This is a genomic window from Brachybacterium paraconglomeratum (assembly GCF_039541415.1).
GTDB lineage: Bacteria > Actinomycetota > Actinomycetes > Actinomycetales > Dermabacteraceae > Brachybacterium > Brachybacterium paraconglomeratum_A.
The window spans coordinates 206,729-224,820 of the sequence record NZ_BAABGE010000007.1; the positions used below are offsets into that span (position 1 = coordinate 206,729).

13 protein-coding genes and 1 pseudogene are annotated in these 18,092 nt (G+C 67.7%); 10 read left to right on the plus strand and 4 right to left on the minus strand.

The window, feature by feature from the left end:
• The first annotated feature begins 157 nt into the window (after positions 1–157).
• The 7 genes and pseudogenes from ABD893_RS10195 to ABD893_RS10225 all read left to right on the plus strand — a co-directional run bounded on the left by ABD893_RS10195 (position 158) and on the right by ABD893_RS10225 (position 9,147).
• Positions 158–1,393, plus strand: a complete 1,236-nt coding sequence (locus ABD893_RS10195) for a nitrate/nitrite transporter (RefSeq protein ID WP_345079259.1) — start codon at positions 158–160, stop codon at positions 1,391–1,393.
• A 67-nt stretch (positions 1,394–1,460) separates the two neighbouring features.
• Positions 1,461–5,211 (plus strand): annotated as a pseudogene (locus ABD893_RS10200) (nitrate reductase subunit alpha).
• A gap of 27 nt (positions 5,212–5,238) precedes the next feature.
• Positions 5,239–6,873, plus strand: coding sequence for a nitrate reductase subunit beta (gene narH, locus ABD893_RS10205; protein WP_345079262.1), 1,635 nt, complete (start codon positions 5,239–5,241; stop codon positions 6,871–6,873).
• The gene (gene narJ / locus ABD893_RS10210; RefSeq protein ID WP_345079265.1) at positions 6,873–7,694 is read left to right on the plus strand and encodes a nitrate reductase molybdenum cofactor assembly chaperone; all 822 of its coding nucleotides are present in this window, start codon (positions 6,873–6,875) and stop codon (positions 7,692–7,694) included. Before narH ends, narJ begins: the two co-directional genes overlap by 1 nt.
• Positions 7,691–8,422, plus strand: a complete 732-nt coding sequence (gene narI / locus ABD893_RS10215) for a respiratory nitrate reductase subunit gamma (protein WP_345079268.1) — start codon at positions 7,691–7,693, stop codon at positions 8,420–8,422. Before narJ ends, narI begins: the two co-directional genes overlap by 4 nt.
• Entirely contained in the window at positions 8,422–8,694 is a 273-nt protein-coding gene (locus ABD893_RS10220; RefSeq protein ID WP_345079271.1) for a DUF6457 domain-containing protein, read from the plus strand. Before narI ends, ABD893_RS10220 begins: the two co-directional genes overlap by 1 nt.
• A 126-nt stretch (positions 8,695–8,820) precedes the next feature.
• On the plus strand, positions 8,821–9,147 hold the full coding sequence (locus tag ABD893_RS10225) for a hypothetical protein (protein ID WP_345079274.1): 327 nt from the start codon (positions 8,821–8,823) through the stop codon (positions 9,145–9,147).
• Positions 9,148–9,266: 119 nt separating this feature from the next.
• Here the strand turns inward: ABD893_RS10225 and ABD893_RS10230 are convergent, their stop codons facing one another.
• A complete protein-coding gene (locus tag ABD893_RS10230; RefSeq protein ID WP_345079276.1) occupies positions 9,267–11,828 on the minus strand; it encodes a DEAD/DEAH box helicase in 2,562 nt (853 codons plus the stop codon).
• A 139-nt stretch (positions 11,829–11,967) separates the two neighbouring features.
• Complete coding sequence (locus tag ABD893_RS10235; protein ID WP_345079280.1) at positions 11,968–12,921, minus strand: 3-methyladenine DNA glycosylase; 954 nt, start codon at positions 12,919–12,921, stop codon at positions 11,968–11,970.
• Between the two features lie 173 nt (positions 12,922–13,094).
• Here ABD893_RS10235 and ABD893_RS10240 point away from each other — a divergent pair, with 173 nt between their 5' ends.
• On the plus strand, positions 13,095–13,637 hold the full coding sequence (locus ABD893_RS10240) for a DUF2199 domain-containing protein (RefSeq protein WP_345079283.1): 543 nt from the start codon (positions 13,095–13,097) through the stop codon (positions 13,635–13,637).
• Here the strand turns inward: ABD893_RS10240 and ABD893_RS10245 are convergent.
• On the minus strand, positions 13,576–14,217 hold the full coding sequence (locus tag ABD893_RS10245) for a hypothetical protein (RefSeq protein ID WP_345079286.1): 642 nt from the start codon (positions 14,215–14,217) through the stop codon (positions 13,576–13,578). The genes ABD893_RS10240 and ABD893_RS10245 overlap by 62 nt on opposite strands.
• A gap of 177 nt (positions 14,218–14,394) precedes the next feature.
• Complete coding sequence (locus ABD893_RS10250) at positions 14,395–15,483, minus strand: LLM class flavin-dependent oxidoreductase (RefSeq protein WP_345079289.1); 1,089 nt, start codon at positions 15,481–15,483, stop codon at positions 14,395–14,397.
• 130 nt (positions 15,484–15,613) lie between these two features.
• Here ABD893_RS10250 and ABD893_RS10255 point away from each other — a divergent pair, with 130 nt between their 5' ends.
• A complete protein-coding gene (locus tag ABD893_RS10255) occupies positions 15,614–16,399 on the plus strand; it encodes a fumarylacetoacetate hydrolase family protein (protein ID WP_345079292.1) in 786 nt (261 codons plus the stop codon).
• A gap of 50 nt (positions 16,400–16,449) precedes the next feature.
• Positions 16,450–17,973, plus strand: a complete 1,524-nt coding sequence (gene gltX, locus ABD893_RS10260) for a glutamate--tRNA ligase (protein WP_345079295.1) — start codon at positions 16,450–16,452, stop codon at positions 17,971–17,973.
• Positions 17,974–18,092: the final 119 nt, after the last annotated feature.

Below are 18,092 nucleotides of genomic sequence, written 5' to 3' on the forward strand. Positions count from 1 at the left end.
GCGAAGAGGATCCTCCGAATGCGTGCTTTCCGGGACCGAAGTCCTCTAATCTGGGGTGACGGGTCGAGGACCCTGAACGGGTGCAGAGAAAACCCAGCAGCGACTCATCGGGCATTCCTCGACCCTTGTACTCGCCTTCGAGCGTGGAGAGTCGACGATGACCGCATCCCCCAGTGTCCCGACCGCCCCCAGCACCACGGTGCCTCCTGGCGCCTGGCGCGCACTTGCTCTGGTCACGCTCGGATTCGGCGTGAACTTCTGGGCCTGGGCGCTGCTGAGCCCCCTCGGCCCCGTCTACGTCGAGCGGGGTCTCGCCGCTGACGCGTCCCTGATCGTCGCGCTCCCAGTGCTGGTCGGCTCTCTGGGCCGGATCGCGATGGGTGGGCTCACCGACAGGTACGGCGGCCATCTGATGTTCCCGGTGGTCTCGCTGATCACGGTCATTCCCGTGCTCTTCGTCGGCCTGATCGGGCAGTACACGTACTCGACCCTGCTGCTGGGCGGATTCTTCCTCGGCATCGCCGGGACCACTTTCGCGATCGGCGTGCCCTATGTGAACTCCTGGTTCCCGCCTGCCAAGCGCGGCATGGCGACCGGGCTGTACGGCGTGGGCATGGGCGGCACCGCGATCAGCGCCTTCACCACCGTGCCGCTGGTGAACTCGGTCGGTGACGCCGCCCCCTTCGTGCTCACCGCGATCGCTCTGGTGCTCTACGCGGTGATCGCCTGGCTGTTCATGCGCAACGCCCCGACCTGGGAGCCCTCTCGCAAGAACATCGTCGCCCAGTCGCTGTCGGTCATGAAGCTCAAGGTGACCTGGCAGGCGTGCTACCTGTACGCGCTGTCCTTCGGCGGCTACGTCGCGTTCTCCGTCTTCCTGCCCACGATGCTGCAGAACTGGTACGGGCTCGAGGCCACCGACGCCTCCTTCCGAATGGCGGGCTTTGTGATCGTCGCCGTGATCATGCGCCCGCTCGGCGGCACGCTCTCGGACCGCCTGGGAGCGTCGAACACACTGCTGGTCTCCTATATCGCGGTCGCGCTGGCCGCGCTCACCCTCGCCTTCCAGCCCGACCTGATGCCGGTCGGCACGGTGGCCTTCATCGTGATGGCCGCCGGCCTCGGCCTCGGCTCCGGCGCGGTCTTCGCCCTCGTCGCGCAGACCAGCGATCCATCGGTGGTCGGCTCGGTCACCGGATTCGTCGGCGCCGCCGGGGGGCTCGGAGGTTTCGTGCCGCCTCTGGTGATGGCCGCCATCCACGCCGACAGCGGCAGCTACTCCCTGGGGATCGTGCTGCTGCTGGTGGCGACCCTCGGTGCCATCGTGGTGACTCTGTTCGTCGCCCGTGGCGCCCGTGCGACCGCCGAGGAGAAGCTCACCGTCCCCCGATGACCCTCGTGCCCGCCCCCGCCCTCGACCCCTGTCGCACCGCACCCCCCGCCTCCAGGAGGAGCACCCCATGACCATCCAGGACCGTCAGGCACCGAAGAAGCGCTCAGCCAAGGCCTCCTCGATCGACTCCCCGCTGTTCGATGCCCTCATCGGGGCGCGCAAGATGTTCAGCCGCTCGGAGAAGATCAGCGAGGACAACCGCGAGACGCACAAGGTGGGCGGGCGCAGCGGCGATTCCTTCTACCGCGAGCGCTGGAGCCACGACAAGGTCGTGCGCTCCACGCACGGCGTGAACTGCACCGGCTCCTGCTCCTGGAAGGTCTACGTCAAGGACGGCGTGATCACCTGGGAGTCGCAGGAGACCGACTATCCCTCGGTGGGTCCGGACAAGCCCGAGTACGAGCCCCGCGGCTGCCCCCCGGGGCGCCTCCTTCTCCTGGTACACCTATTCGCCCACCCGGGTGCGCTACCCCTACGTGCGCTCCGAGCTCCTGCGTCTGTACCGCGAGGAGAAGGCCAAGGCACCGGGCCATGATCCGGTCGAAGCCTGGAAGGCGATCGTCTCCGATCCGGAGAAGGCGATGCGCTACAAGCGGGCCCGCGGCAAGGGCGGGCTCGTCCGTGCCAGCTGGGACGAGGCCGTCGAGATGGTCGCCGCCGCGTACGTCCACACCGTCAAGGAGTACGGCCCCGACCGGGCCACCGGCTTCTCCCCGATCCCGGCGATGAGCCAGGTCTCCTTCTCCTCCGGGGCCCGCTTCCACCAGCTCATCGGCGGCTCCATGCTGTCCTTCTACGACTGGTACGCGGACCTTCCCCCCGCCTCACCACAGGTCTTCGGCGACCAGACCGATGTGCCGGAGTCCGGCGACTGGTGGGACGCCGCCTATCTCATCATGTGGGGCTCCAACGTCCCCCTGACCCGGACCCCGGATGCGCACTGGATGACCGAGGCGCGCTACCGAGGGCAGAAGGTCATATCGATCGCCCCCGACTACGCCGAGTCGGTGAAGTTCGCCGACGAGTGGCTGGCCCCGCATCCCGGCACCGACGCGGCGCTCGCGATGGCGATGGGACACACCATCCTGAAGGAGTTCTACGTCGAGAAGCAGGTGCCCTACTTCGAGTCCTACTCGAAGCAGTACACCGACCTGCCCTTCCTGGTCCAGCTCGAGCGGCGCGAGGACGGCACCCTGGTGCCCGGCAAGTTCCTGGTCGCGAGCGAGGCAGGGGAGCACCGCACCGCAGAGGCCGCCACCGAGCACGCCGACTTCAAACCGATGTTCTTCGACCTCGCCCGCGGCGACGTCGCCGTCCCGAACGGCACCCTCGGCCACCGCTTCTCCGCCGATGGCGAAGGTCGCTGGAACCTCGAGCTGGGCGATCTCGACCCGGCGCTCTCGCTGCTGGGTCACCATGAGGACGTCGCCGAGGTGCTGCTGCCACGCTTCGACACCGTCGGCCAGGGCGGTCGCGGGGACGTGCCCCGCGGGGTGCCGGTGCGCACGATCGACGGCCGCATCGTCACCACCGTCTTCGACCTGCTGCTGGCCGAGTACGGCGTGGGCCGTGAGGGCCTGCCCGGGCAGTGGGCCACGGGGCTCGACGACTCGGACGCGCTGTACACCCCGGCCTGGCAGGAGACCATCACCGGGGTGCCCGGCCAGGCCGCGGCGCGCATCGCCCGTGAGTTCGCGCAGAACGCGATCGACTCCGGCGGGCGCTCGATGATCATCATGGGCGCGGGCACCAACCACTGGTTCCATTCCGACACCATCTACCGCTCCTTCCTGACGCTCACGAACCTGTGCGGCACCCAGGGGGTCAACGGCGGCGGCTGGGCCCACTACGTCGGCCAGGAGAAGGTTCGGCCCATCACCGGCTGGTCGCACCTGGCCAATGCCCTGGACTGGTCGCGCCCACCCCGGCAGATGACGCAGACCACCTACTGGTACATGCATTCCGATCAGTGGCGGTACGACCGCTTCGGTGCGGACACCCTGGCCGCGACCACCGGTGCCGGAGCCTTCGCGGACATGACCACTGCCGATGCGGTCGCGCTCTCGCAGCGCCTCGGCTGGCAGCCCTTCTACCCGCAGTTCGACATCAGCTCGCTGGACGTCGCCGACCGCGCCGCCGCGGCGGGGGAGGAGACCGTCCCGTATCTGGTCGACCAGCTCAAGAACGGCGGCATCAGCTTCGCCGCCGAGGATCCGGATGCACCGCAGAACCATCCCAAGATCTGGTCGATCTGGCGAGCGAACACCCTGGGCTCCTCGGCCAAGGGCGACCAGTACTTCTTCCGTCACCTGCTGGGCGTGGACAGCGCTGCCACGGAGGAGGAGACCCCCGAGCAGTTCCGTCCGAAGGACGTGCGCTGGCGGGACGAGGCACCGATCGGCAAGGTCGATCTGATGCTGACCCTCGACTTCCGGATGACCAGCCACACCCTGCACTCCGACGTGGTGCTGCCGGCGGCGACCTGGTACGAGAAGCACGATCTCTCCACCACCGACATGCACCCCTTCGTGCACTCGTTCAACCCCGCGATCTCCAATCCCTGGGAGTCGCGGACCGACTGGGAGACGTGGGCGACGATCGCGGAGAAGTTCAGCGAGCTCGCCGAGACGCACCTCGGCACCCGCACCGATGTGGTCGCCTTCCCCCTCCAGCACGACACTCCGGGAGCGATGGCCACCCCGCACGGCCGGGTGAAGGACTGGAAGAAGGGCGAGTGCGAGGCGGTCCCGGGACTGACCATGCCGGCCCTGGTGGAGGTGGAGCGCGACTACACCCAGATCCACGCCAAATACACCTCGATCGGCCCGCTCCTCGAGGAGAAGGGCATGACCACCAAGGGCCTGACGTACGACGTGAAGGAGTTCGTCGCGGAGCTCGGCGCGCTCAACGGCATCCACCGCACAGGGCCCGCCGCGGGGCGTCCCAAGCTGGTCACGGACCTCGACGCCTGCGAGTTCATCCTGGGGCTCTCGGGAACCACCAACGGGAAGATGGCCACCGAGGGCTTCAAGACCCTCGAGAAGCGCACCGGCACCCGGATGCATGATCTCGCCGCCGAGCACGAGGGCAAGCGGATCCACTTCGCCGACACCAAGGCGGCACCGGTCCCGGTGATCACGAGCCCCGAATGGTCCGGCTCGGAGAGCGGCGGGCGCCGCTACAGCCCCTTCACCATCAACGTCGAGCGCAAGAAGCCCTGGCACACCCTCACCGGGCGCCAGCACTACTACCTCGACCACGACTGGATGCTGGAGATGGGGGAGGCGCTCCCCGTCTTCCGGCCCCCGCTGGACATGACCGCCCTGTTCGGCGAGCAGCCGGTCGGAGCGAGCGACGGCACGTCCATCTCGGTCCGCTATCTGACCCCGCACAACAAGTGGGCGATCCACTCGATGTACATGGAGAACTTCTTCATGATGAACCTCTCCCGCGGCGGACAGACCATCTGGATGAGCGTCGAAGATGCCACGGCGGTCGGGATCACGGACAACGATTGGATCGAGGCCACCAACCGCAACGGCGTGGTCGCGGCCCGCGCCGTGGTCTCCCATCGGATGCCGAAGGGCACCGCCTTCATGCACCACGCCCAGGACCGCACCGTGAACGTGCCGCTGACCGAGCGGGACGGCAAGCGCGGCGGCATCCACAACTCCCTGACGAGGATCATGATCAAGCCATCGCATCTCATCGGCGGATACGCGCAGCTGTCCTTCGCCTTCAACTACTACGGCCCGACCGGGAACCAGCGCGACGAGGTCACGATGATCCGCAAGCGCACCGCCCCCGTCGAGTACTGAGCCCAGCGAGCAAGAAGGAGCAACGACATGCGAGTCATGGCCCAGATGTCGATGGTGATGAACCTCGACAAGTGCATCGGCTGCCACACCTGTTCGGTCACCTGCAAGCAGGCGTGGACGAACCGGTCCGGTACCGAGTACATGTGGTTCAACAACGTCGAGACCAGGCCCGGCCAGGGGTATCCCCGCGGCTACGAGGACCAGGAGAAGTGGAAGGGTGGCTGGGAGCTCGGGAAGAACGGGCGCCTGAAGCTCAAGGCCGGCGGCCGCATCACCAAGCTCATGCAGCTGTTCTCGAACCCGAAGCTGCCGGGCATCGAGGACTATTACGAGCCGTGGACCTACGAGTACGACAACCTGCTCAACGCCCCCGCGCAGCAGGAGAACATCCCCACCGCGCCCCCGAAGTCGCTGATCACCGGTGAGCGGCTCGATATCCAGTGGTCGGGCAACTGGGACGATGACCTCGGTGGGACCTACCTGCACAAGGACAAGGACCCGATGCTCAAGGGCATCGAGGACAAGGTCCAGTTCGAGTTCGATCAGACCTTCATGTTCTACCTGCCGCGCATCTGCGAGCACTGCCTGAACCCCACCTGCGTCGCCTCGTGCCCCTCGGGCGCGATCTACAAGCGTGAGGAGGACGGCGTGGTCCTGGTGGACCAGGACGGCTGCCGCGGATGGCGCATGTGCATCACCGGCTGCCCGTACAAGAAGATCTACTTCAACCACCAGACCGGCAAGGCCGAGAAGTGCACCTTCTGCTATCCCCGCCTCGAGCAGGGCGAGCCGACGGTCTGCGCGGAGACCTGCGTGGGTCGCCTGCGCTACATCGGCCTGGTGCTCTACGACGCGGACAAGGTCACCGAGGCGGCATCGGTCACGGACGAGAAGGACCTCTACCGCTCCCAGATGGACGTCATCCTGGACCCGCACGACCCCGAGGTGATCCGCGGGGCGGAGGCCGCCGGGATCCACCATGACTGGATCCTCGCCGCCCAGAACTCCCCGACCTACAAGCTGATCAAGGAATACGAGGTCGCGCTGCCGCTGCACCCCGAGTACCGCACCATGCCGATGGTCTGGTACATCCCGCCGCTGTCGCCGGTGGTGGACGTGGTGCGGGACACCGGCTACGACGCCGAGGACGCGGAGAGCCTGTTCGCCGCGATCGATGCGCTGCGGATCCCGGTGGAGTACCTCGCGAACCTGTTCACCGCGGGAGATGTCCCCACCGTCGAGCGCGTGCTCTACCGGATGGCCGCGATGCGCTCGTACATGCGAGACATCAACCTCGGCAACGCGCCCCGGGAGGGGATCGCGAACGCCGTCGGCATGGACGGCGAGACGATGCAGGAGATGTATCGCCTGCTCGCGATCGCGAAGTACGAGGACCGCTACGTGATCCCGGTGGGACACCACGAATCCGCGCACGATCTCGAATCCACCGGCACCGACTGCCCGCTGAACGCCCCCGGCGGCCCGGGCATGGGGATGTCCCTGCCCGAGCAGTCGATGGGGATGTCCGGTCCGGGGTACTCGAGCAAGCGGCAGGAGAACGCCGTGGAGAAGCCCGAGGGTGTCCGGATCAACCTGCTGAACTGGGACGGCAACGGTCGGCCCGAGGGCCTGTTCCCGAGCCCTGCCGCGGGGACCGCCTGATGGGCGCCCTGGCACGGCTGCTGAGCCGACGCAGCGATCCCGGAGCAGGAGGCGTCGCGACCCTGCCCCCGCGGGGCCGGGCGCCGAAGGACCTGCTGCACGCCTCCGGGATGACCACCGAGCAGCTGCGCGTCACCTGGATCGCGGTGTCGTGGCTGCTGAGCTACCCGGATCACGACACCTTCGCCCGCTATCCCGCGGTGCGCGAGCTTGCCTCCGGGCTCCCGGAGCCTGCCCGCTCGGCGCTGCTGCGCACGGTGGACATCCTCGGCGAGCGTGATGACGTCTCGGTGCAGGAGGAGTATGTGGACACCTTCGACACCCGCCGCCGCGGGTGTCTGCACCTGACCTACTTCAGCCACGGCGACACCCGCCGTCGCGGCATGGCGCTGCTGCGCATCAAGCAGGACTTCCGGGCCGCGGGCCTGGAGATCGGCAGCGAGGAGCTCCCTGATCACCTGCCGGTGGTGCTCGAGTTCGGCGCAGGACACGATGCCGAGCGCGGGGCGAAGATCCTGCGGTCCAACCGCCCCGGAGTCGAGCTGCTGCGCCTGCACCTGGCCGAGATCGATTCCCCGTGGCACGGCGCCCTGATGGCGCTGTGCTCGACCCTGCCCCCGCTGGATGCCGACGACCGCGCCGCGGTGATGAAGCTCGCCGAAGAAGGCCCCGAGGACGAGAGCGTGGGCCTGGACGGCTACGGGCTCGACGGAGACGCGGGAGATCTTGCCGGGCAGACCTTCGCCTCGAGCGGCTGCGGCTCCGATGCTGCAGCACCCGGACCTGTTCCCGTGGACCTGTTGAGAGGACGACCCTCATGAATGATGCGACGACGCTCCAGCTGCTGCTGTGGGTGGTCTTCCCCTACATGGTGCTCGCAGTGTTCGTGCTCGGGCACGTGTGGCGATTCAAGTACGACCGCTTCGGCTGGACCACCCGCTCCAGCCAGATCTACGAGTCCAAGCTGCTCTCGATCGGCTCCCCGATGTTCCACTACGGGATCATCGGGATCTTCCTCGGGCACGTCGTGGGCCTGGGCATCCCGAAGTCCTGGACCCAGTTCGTCGGGATCTCCGACCACATGTATCACCTGATGGCGGTCACGATCGGTCTCGCCGCCGCGGTGGCGTGCGTGGGCGGGCTGCTGATCCTGATCTACCGGCGGCGCACCAACCGGCGGGTCTTCGGGGCCACCACCGCCGGCGACAAGCTCATGTACCTGCTGCTGGCGATGACCATCCTCTGCGGGGTGCTGGCGACCGTGGTGCACACGACGTTGGGCACCTACGACTACCGCGAGGGCGTCTCGATCTGGTTCCGGCAGTTCTGGACCCTGCAGCCCTCCGTGGAGCTGATGAGCCAGGCGCCGATCTTCTTCCAGCTGCACGTCCTCAGTGCGATCGCGCTGTTCGGGATCTGGCCCTTCACCCGCCTGGTGCACGTCTTCGCGGCGCCGGTGGGCTACCTGACCAGGCCGTACATCCTCTACCGCAGCAAGGACCCCCGCAAGGAGGCCGAGCGCCGCGGCTGGGAGAAGGTGAAGTTCTGATGGCGGCGAAGCCTCCGGTGACTCTGCAGGAGAATTGGAAGAGCACGTTGCTGCCCTGGCTGGACCGCGTGGCGGAGCAGCTCGATGTGTCCGGAGTGGATCTGGATGTGGATCGGGTCCACCTGATGACGGGCGTGGTCGCTGAGGGTGTTCAGCGCTCGATGGCGCCGATCTCCGCCTTCCTCGTCGGTGCGGCTGTCGCACGGGGTGCGAGCCTCGAGGAGGCCTGCGCTGCGGTCGAGGTGGTGACCCGCGAGCGAGCTCCCGCCTGAAAGCGCCCGCGGCAGGATGCTTTGTCTTGCACCTGACCAGAAACCTTGTGATCGCACTCACAGCAGGTATCCTGAGGTGAGCGGGCTCCCTTCATAGCCGCTGATGCTTCCCTCGAGAGGATGAACATGGTGAGTGCACAGAAGGATGGAATGCCGGGTCCGCGACGTCGATGGGTCCGTGCCGCCACGCTGGCCGGAGGCATGGCCCTCGGGCTCGCCCTCGGCGTCGCGGGAGCCGGAGCCGCCTCTGCGGTCGAGGTGAACCCGTGGAGCGTGAACAAGTCTGCGGTCGAGGTGAACCCGTGGAGCGTGAACAAGCCTGCGGTGGAGGTGAACCCGTGGAGCGTGAACAAGCCTGCGGTCGAGGTGAACCCGTGGAGCGTGAACAAGCCTGCGGTCGAGGTGAACCCGTGGAGCGTGAACAAGCCTGCGGTGGAGGTCAACCCCTGGTGACAGGCGCCTCCCAGCGGTAAAGGTCCGCGTCAGCCGCGCGGAACGCATGGAGAAGGCCGCCGTCCTCTGGGACGGCGGCCTTCTTCATGCTCCGACACCGAGAGGTCAGATATCGATGCTCAGGGGCGGGTCGAGGCGTCCCCGACGTGCGTGATCGCGAGCACCGGCTCACCCGCCTCGTCGGTCGCCTCGAGGTCGAGCTCCGCCTCGATCGCCCAGTCGTGGTTCCGTTCCGGATCCGCGAGCACCTGTCGGATCCGCCAGAGCTTCGACTCCTCGGTGATCTGCAGCAGCTGCGGCGAGCGTGCGGCGCCGTCGATCCCGACCTCGTCGTAGGTGTCGTAGTACTCGTCCATCACCGTCGCCCAGCGCGGCCGGTCCCAGCCCGAGCCACCGTCGAGCTCCGCCAGGCGTGCCTCACGCTCGAAGGCGAAGTGTTCGACGCGCTGCCACATGGCGGCGCGCACCATCGTGCGCAGTACCTTGGTCTGGGCGGACAGCCCCCGCGGAGTGGTGGGGCGGATCTCCGAGGCTCCGTCGGGGTCGGCATCCTCCGGATGGGTGAGCGCCTCCCACTCATCCAGCAGCGAGGAGTCGATGCCGCGCACCAGGACCCCGAGCCACTCGATCAGGTCCTCGAGGTCCTCGGTGCGCAGGTCCTGCGGGATCGTGCGACGCATCGCCTGGTAGGCGTCGGAGAGGTAGCGCAGCACGATGCCCTCGGAGCGCTGGAGGCCGTAGCGCTGCACGAACTCGCTGAAGGTCTGCCCGGTCTCGTAGATCTCACGGACCACAGACTTGGGGGAGAGGTCATCGACGCGCACCCAGGGGCGGGAGCGTGCGTAGATCTCGAGCGCCGCCTCGAGATCCTCCTCGAGCGGTTTCGGCCAGGTCACCTTGTCGAGCAGCGCCATCCGCTCGGTGTACTCGACACCGTCGGCCTTGAGCTCGCCGAGCAGCTCCCCCTTGGCGGAATTCTGCTGTGCGAGCAGGATCTGGCGCGGGTCCTCGAGCACCGCTTCGATGATCGAGACGGTGTCCAGGGTGAGGGATTCGGACTCCTCGTCCAGGGAATCGATCATCGCGATGGCGAAAGGTGCCAGCGGCTGGTTCATGGTGAAGTCCAGCTGCAGGTCTTCGACCAGGGCGAAGCGGCGGCCAAGATGGTCGGGTGCGTCGAGCACCTCGATGATCTCCGCCTCCTTGAGCCCGCGGAAGATCTCGACGGCGTCCTTGACCAGCGTCAGCTTCTGCCCGATGGTCTGATGACTGGTCATGATCAGATGACGGCCGGAGGCGATCGCATCTCCCGGGCGGGAGATCAGGGCGAGGATCATGCCCGCGGTGATCTTCAGATGCGGCCGCAGCGGCTCCGGGGCGTTCTCGACCAGTTTGGTCATCGTCGCCTCGGACCACGAGATCGCGCCCTCGGGGACCTTGGGCTTGGGCTCCTTCTTACGCTTCTTGGCGTTGTTGGAGACCTTGCCGGCCTCCTCGCGGAGGCGGTGCTTGGCCCGTTCCTTCTCGAAGTCGATCGTCCAGACCGGTGCCTGCACCACGACGTGACCGATGGTGTCGTAGCCCGCGCGGCCAGCGCGGCCTGCGATCTGGTGGAATTCTCGGGCATTCAGCAACCGCATCCGCTTGCCGTCGAACTTGGCGAGCCCGGTCAGCAGCACGGTGCGGATGGGCACGTTGATGCCGACCCCGAGGGTGTCGGTGCCACAGATGATCTTCATCAGCCCGGACTGGGCGAGCTTCTCCACCAGGCGCCGGTACTTAGGGAGCATCCCGGCGTGGTGGACGCCGATGCCCTCGCGCACGAGCCGGGAGAGGATCTGCCCGAAGCCCTTCGAGAAGCGGAAATCTCCGATGATCTCGCGGATCTGGACCTTCTCCTCGGGGGTGAGGATCTTCTGGCCTTGCAGAGCCTGCGCCTGCTCGAGGGCATCCTTCTGGGTGAAGTGGACGATGTAGACGGGGGCGTCACGATCGGTGAGGATCGTGGTGATCGTCTCCGGCAGCGGCTCCAGCGACCAGCGGAAGTCCAGCGGCACCGGCCGCGGGGCATCGTCGATGACGGTGATATCCCGCTCGGTGCGCTCCGGCAGATCCTCGACGAAGCGGGTCACGTCGCCCAGGGTCGCGCTCATCAGCACGAACTGGCAGTCGGGAAGCTCGACCAGCGGCACCTGCCAGGCCCAGCCTCGCTGCGAGTCGCCGTAGTAGTGGAATTCATCCATCACTGCCATGCCGACATCGCTGCCGGGCCCATCGCGCAGGGCATGGTTGGCGAAGATCTCCGCAGTGCACACGATGATCGGAGCATCGTGGTTCACCGAGGAGTCGCCGGTCATCATGCCCACGTTCTCCGCACCGAACTGCGCGACCAGGTCGAAGAACTTCTCGCTCACCAGCGCTTTGATCGGAGCGGTGTAGTACGACTTCTCCCCGCGGGCCATGGCGGCGAAGATCGCGGCGTACGCGATGGTGGTCTTGCCGGAGCCGGTGGGGGTCGCGGCGATGACATGGTCACCGGCGGCGATCGCCAGCAGCGCCTCCTCCTGGTGGGGGTACAGGGTCCGGCCCGCCGACTCCTGGGCCGCGATGAACCCGTCGACGATCGCGTCCTGTCCGGCGTCGGCGGAGCTGTCGGGCAGGAACGGCATCAAGAGGGGCATGGTCCCAGTCTGCCAGGGAGCTCAGACGTCGCCGAACTCCCCGCGTCTTCCTGCTCGATCTGAGCGGAGGGGCACTGCCCAGCCGCCGTCGAGCTCCCTGGCGAGAAGCCAAGTCCCTCCGCCCCAGGAACGGGTCTGCTCAGCCCGCAGGGACCGCGGCGAGCGGGGCGACCACGGCCAGCAGGCGTCCGCGCAGCTCCTCGGCCCGGACGGCCAATGCCCGCTGGCGCCTCACATATTCGGCCTTCCCCGCAGGGGTTTCGATCGCGACCACCCCGTAGCCCAGCGGGCGCACGTCGTACGGGCTCGCCTCCATGTCCAGCACCCGGGTCTCGCGCGCATGCTCGAAGCAGTCCAGCACCAGTGAGGAGGGCACCAGCGGGGTGAGCTTCATGGCCCACTTGTACAGGTCCATCCCGACATGGAGGCAGGCGGGGTTGTCGTTCTGGACCTGCGTGGCGCGAGTGGGCTCCAGCGCATTGCGCGGTGCGGCCGACGGGGTGAAGAAGCGGAAGGCATCGATATGAGAGCACACCAGGTTCTCCCGCTCGACGACCGCGTCCGTCCCCATCGGGGAGAGCCGCAGCGGAAGATCCTCATGACGCTGCTCGCCCTCGGGGACACGGTGCACCATCGCCCACTCATGCAGGCCGAAGCAGCCGAACTCCGGCCGTCGCCTCGTGAGTGAGGAGGCGGAGAGCAGCCGCGTCATGAAGCCGAGCGCGTCGCCGCGCTCGGCGATATATCGCACGACATCAGCGCGACGGTGGACCACCTGGCCGGCGTCGTCGAGGTACCAGGAGCGGTGACCGGCCTCGTCCACGTCCGCGATCACGGACTCGCCGTCGGTCCCGAGGTCCGCCGCTGCGTCATAGGCGGTATCCCATCCCGGGTGCCAGCGCCGCAGTCGCGCGGGGGAGAAGGGATAGTAGGTGAACAGGAAGTCCTCCACGGCGTGCTTCTCGCCGCGACGGCGCCGCGCGCGATGGGCGGCGGTCAGCGCATCGGCCCGGTCCTCGTGAGCTCGGCGGGCAGCTGCGGCCTCCACGACCGACAGCGCATGCGCCGGGGCGGCGAGGGAGGGGACGGGCACGGGGCCTCCTGGAGCAGGTGGGTCGATGACCGATCCATCCTACGAGCCCTCGACGGTTCCTCCACAGCCGGCGGCCATCCACACTGCGGCCGTTGTCATAGCCCGAGCCAGCGGAGATTCCTACGGTGGTGCCCATCCTGCGGCAGGGCGCCGCACGGGGAGGAGTGAGCGAGATGCCAGGAATCGACTATGACTGCGCGGGCTGCGGCCAACGGCACGAAGGGGCCGACGGCACCGTGGCGAATCCCTGGCCGCTGCTCGAGTTCACCCGCCCAGAGGCTTACCTGCAGATGGATCCCTGGGAGCTGGTGCTCCATGCCCGGTCCACCGATGAGCTGTGCCTGATCGAGAACGGCGACTCGGTGGACTGCTACCTCACGGGCTACCTGTCCCTCCCGGTCCTCGGGGAGGCGGCGATGCTCGTCTACATGCCATGGGTGCACGTGAGCGAAGACGACTATCTCGAGCTCGTGCAGCACTGGGAGCACCCGCGCTTCCGGGGGGACTATCGCGGCACGCTGGCCAGCATGCTCCCGGGCTACGAGAACTCGCTGTCCATCCCCGTTCGGGTGCTCGTCCGGGGCCGGACGCCGCCACTGATCTTGCCGGAGGAGAGCTCCGGGCACGCTCTGGTGAGAGAGGAGCAGGAGGGCATCAGCAGGCAGGAGGCTGAGCTGCGGATCCGTTCGATGCTGCTCGAGGAGCGGGAGCTCTGAGCGAGGCGTCGGCGAACTCGCCGCGTCGATAGCGGGCGAGCCCGTCGAGCGCCGCGCGCAGTGGCACCGGGGCGGCAGCACCTGGGCCCGGGTGCGGCGAGCTCAGATGCGGCGGGGCCGCGGGGTGTGCGTAGCCGAGGGAGGCATTGGTGAGCGAGGCGGTCAATCGGGAGCCGTCCGCAAGCACCGCCACCACCGCGCCGCGCATCAGACGCCCTGGTGAGGGTTCGAGCGCGGCCACCTGCGCCCAGGGCACGAACCGTGCGCGGCGATAGGGGGTGGCCACGGTGAGTCCCTGTGTGGTCACGGCGAAGATCATCGAGGACTGCAGCGCGGCATTGATCGTGATCAGCACCAGCAGCACCAGGAGCAGGACGCCGAACACCGCCAGGGTCACCACGGCTGCCATGAGCGAGAGCTGCGCGGCCATTTGCCAGGCGACGACAACGATGAGGGCGAAGACCACCAGCGCGAGCACCACCAGTACGCCCAGGAGCGCGAGCATCAGCCGGCGGTAGCTCCGGGTCGGTGCGACGTACAGCGGAGTGCCCCCATCGAGGGGGCGGGGTGGACTGAACATCCTGGCGACCTCCTGCTCGGGGCGGTGCCGCACGGCACCAGTCCGCAGAATACCGGTCACCCCGCGCACTGAGGCTGACCCGCGGAATGCGGGCGCTCAACCAGCTGCGCCCGCTGAGGTGGACCCGCGCACTATTGGCGCTCAGCCTGCTCCACCCGCTGAGCCTGCTCCGCTCGCTCAGGCCTCGTCGAAGGGCGAGCCCTCATCCTCCGCAGCGTTCTCAGCGGCTTCGGCCAGCAGCTCACGGACGCGGGGGATCACCACGGTCCCGTACAGCTCGATCGACTCCATCAGCCGCTGGTGCGGCATCGGACCGTTCGCGTACTTCAGATCGAAACGGTCCACGCCGAGGGTGCGGATCGTCGATGCGATCTTCTGCGCCACCGTCTCCGGGGAGCCCGCGTACAGCGCGCCGTTCTGCATCTCGGCGTCGAACTCGGCGATGCCCGACGGGCCCCAGCCGCGCTCGCGCCCGATCTCATTGCGGTTGTGGATCCAGTGCGAGGCGAGCTGGTCCCGGGCGGTCGCGTCATCGATGGCGATATGGCCGGGGGAGTGGACTCCCACCGGGAGGCGGTCGTTGCCCAGCTTCTCATTGGCCTCGTGGAACAGGCGGACGTACGGGGCGAAACGATCCGCGGATCCACCGATGATCGCGAGCATCAGGGGCAGCCCGTGGCGAGCTGCCCGCACGACCGAGTTCGGGCTGCCGCCGACGGCGACCCAGGTGGGCAGCGCGCGCTCGAGCGGCGGGTAGAGCGGCTGCTCCTTCAGCGGGGCGCGGGTGCTGCCGGACCAGGTGATCGGCTCGCCCTCGATCGCAGCGGCGAGCAGCTCGAGCTTCTCCTCGAAGAGCGTCTCGTAGTCCTGCAGCGCGAAACCGAACAACGGGAAGGACTCCGTGAACGAGCCCCGCCCCACGGTGAGCTCGGCGCGGCCCTGTGACAGTGCCTCGAGGGTCGAGAACCGCTCGACCACTCGCAGCGGATCATCGGAGCTGAGCACGATCACAGCGGTGCCGAGGGTGATCCGCTCGGTCCGGGTGGCGAGGGCGGCGAGGACCATATCGGGGGCACTGATCGCGAAATCGGGACGGTGGTGCTCGCCGACCGAGAAGTGGTCGATGCCCACCCTGTCCGCGAGCTCTCCCTCCGCGATCACATCGCGGATCACCTGGGAGGCCGGAACTGGATCTCCGGCCTGGTCGACGGTGACATCACCGAAGGTGTCCAGGCCGAAGGTGACTGACTGCGGTGCGATGTTCATCTGCGTCCTGCCTCAGAAAGAAAGTTGATGATTCAAGCATACGGGCGCTCGGTCGCGGTGTCCAGGAGCAGGGGAGGCTCGGCTCGCTGTCCCTGGAGCGGCCGGCGAGTGACGCCCTAGACTGGCGGACATGCGTATCGCCCGATTCACCACCGGTGAAGACCCCATGTACGGCATCGTCCAGGAGAAGGACGGCCGAGACATGATCTATGGGATCACCGGTGACCCCCTGTATACAGAGATCCGACCCACCGGCACCGTCGTGCCGCTCGAGGACGTGCGCCTGCTGGCGCCCGTCATTCCTCGCTCCAAGGTGGTGTGCGTGGGGCGCAACTACGCCGCGCACGCCGCAGAGATGGGCAGCGAGGTGCCCGAGCAGGCGCTCTACTTCCTCAAGCCCAACACCGCCGTCGTCGGCCCCGGCGATCCGGTGGTCCTGCCCTCCTACAGCCAAGAGGTGAGCCTCGAGGCCGAGCTCGCGGTGGTCATCAAGCGGATGGCCAAGAACCTCACCCCCGAACAGGTCGCCGATCATGTGCTCGGGTACACCTGCGCCAACGACCTCACCGCGCGCGATGCGCAGCGGGAGGAGGATCAGTGGTTCCGAGCCAAGGCCTTCGACACCTCGTGCCCCATCGGGCCCTGGATCGAGACCGATCTCGACCCCGCAGCCGGTGCCGGGCTTGCCATCTCCAGCGCCGTCGACGGCGAGATCGCCCAGCAGGGCAGCACCGCAGACATGGTGCGCTCCGTCGCCGAGCTGATCGCCGAGATCTCCACCGTGGTCACCCTGTTGCCCGGAGATCTCGTCCTGACCGGCACGCCCGCGGGAGTGCGCAGCGTCCCCGCCGGCGTCTCGGTCGATATCACCATCGAGGGCATCGGCACCCTGACCAATCAGATCGTGCGCCGTTGAGCAGCGCATCTCCCTCCACCGACCTCGACAACTCCTCAGGAGCACCCCGCGTGACGACCGTCCCCGCATCGACCTCGACCGGCACCGCCGACGAGGTCCGAGTACGTTTCTGCCCCAGCCCCACCGGCACCCCTCACGTGGGGATGGTGCGCACCGCCCTGTTCAACTGGGCCCATGCCCGCCATCACGGCGGCAAGCTGATCTTCCGCATCGAGGACACCGATGCGGCGCGTGACAGCGAGGAGTCCTACCACCAGCTGCTCGACGCGATGCGCTGGCTCGGCATCGACTGGGACGAGGGTGTCGAGGTGGGCGGCCCTGACGGCCCCTACCGTCAGTCGCAACGGGGGGACATCTACCAGGACGTCATCGAGAAGCTCAAGGCATCCGGGCACATCTACGAGTCCTTCTCCACTGCGGAGGAGATCGTCGATCGCCACAAGGCGGCGGGCCATGACCCGCAGCTGGGCTACGACGGTTACGACCGCGACCTCACGGACGAGCAGAAAGCCGCTCTCCGTGCTGAGGGACGCGAGCCCACCTGGCGCCTGCGGATGCCCGAGGACGACATCACCTTCACCGACATGGTGCGCGGCGAGATCACCTTCAAGGCCGGCACCACTCCGGACTTCGTGGTCGTGCGCGCCAACGGGAAGCCGCTCTACACGCTCGTCAACCCGATCGATGACGCACTGATGCGGATCACCCATGTGCTGCGCGGCGAGGACATCCTCTCCTCCACGCCCCGTCAGATCGCGCTGTACCGCGCACTGATCGAGATCGGCGTCGCGGAGCGGATCCCCGAGTTCGGACATCTGCCCTATGTGATGGGGGAGGGCAACAAGAAGCTCTCCAAGCGCGACCCTCAGGCAGATCTCTTCCTCTACCGGGAGCAGGGCTTCATCCCCGAGGGCATGGTGAACTACCTGTCGCTGCTGGGCTGGGGCTACAGCGCCGACGAGGATATCTTCAGCCGTGCCCAGCTGGTCGAGCGCTTCGACGCCTCCTCCGTGAACCCCAACCCGGCTCGTGTGGATCTCAAGAAGGCCACCGCCATCAACGCGGACCACATCCGGCTGCTGCCGGAGGCGGAGCTCGCTGAGCGCCTGATCCCGTACCTCCAGGCCGGCGGCGTGCTGGGGGAGGATGTGACCGAGGAGCAGCGTGCGCTGGTCGCCGCGGCCACCCCGCTGGTCCAGACCCGGATGAACCTCCTGGGCGAGGCCCCTGAGCTGATGGGCTTCCTGTTCACCGCTGACGAGGACCTGGTGGTCCAGGATGATGCGCTGAAGAAGCTCGGCGACGACCCCGCCGCAGTGCTCGATCGCGCGATCCTCGAGGTGGAGGCGATCGACGAGGGCGCCTTCACGGCGGAGGCTCTCGAGCCCGCCCTGCGCGGGGCGATCGTCGACGACATGGGGGTCAAGCCCCGTCTCGCCTTCGGGCCGCTCCGCAGCGCGATCTCCGGGCGCAGGATCTCCCCGCCCCTGTTCGAGTCGATGGAACTGCTGGGCAAGCCGTCGAGCCTCGCCCGACTCCGGTCGCTGCACAGCAGGCTGGCCGCTGAGGGCTGAAGCGGGATGAGCCCGGACGCTGTGGGGCAGGGTGCCGAGCCTCACAGCGTCCAGGGGCCTTCTCGCTTTGTGCTCTGCCGAAGTACCCGGTAGAGTCTTACCTCGGTACGACATGCAGA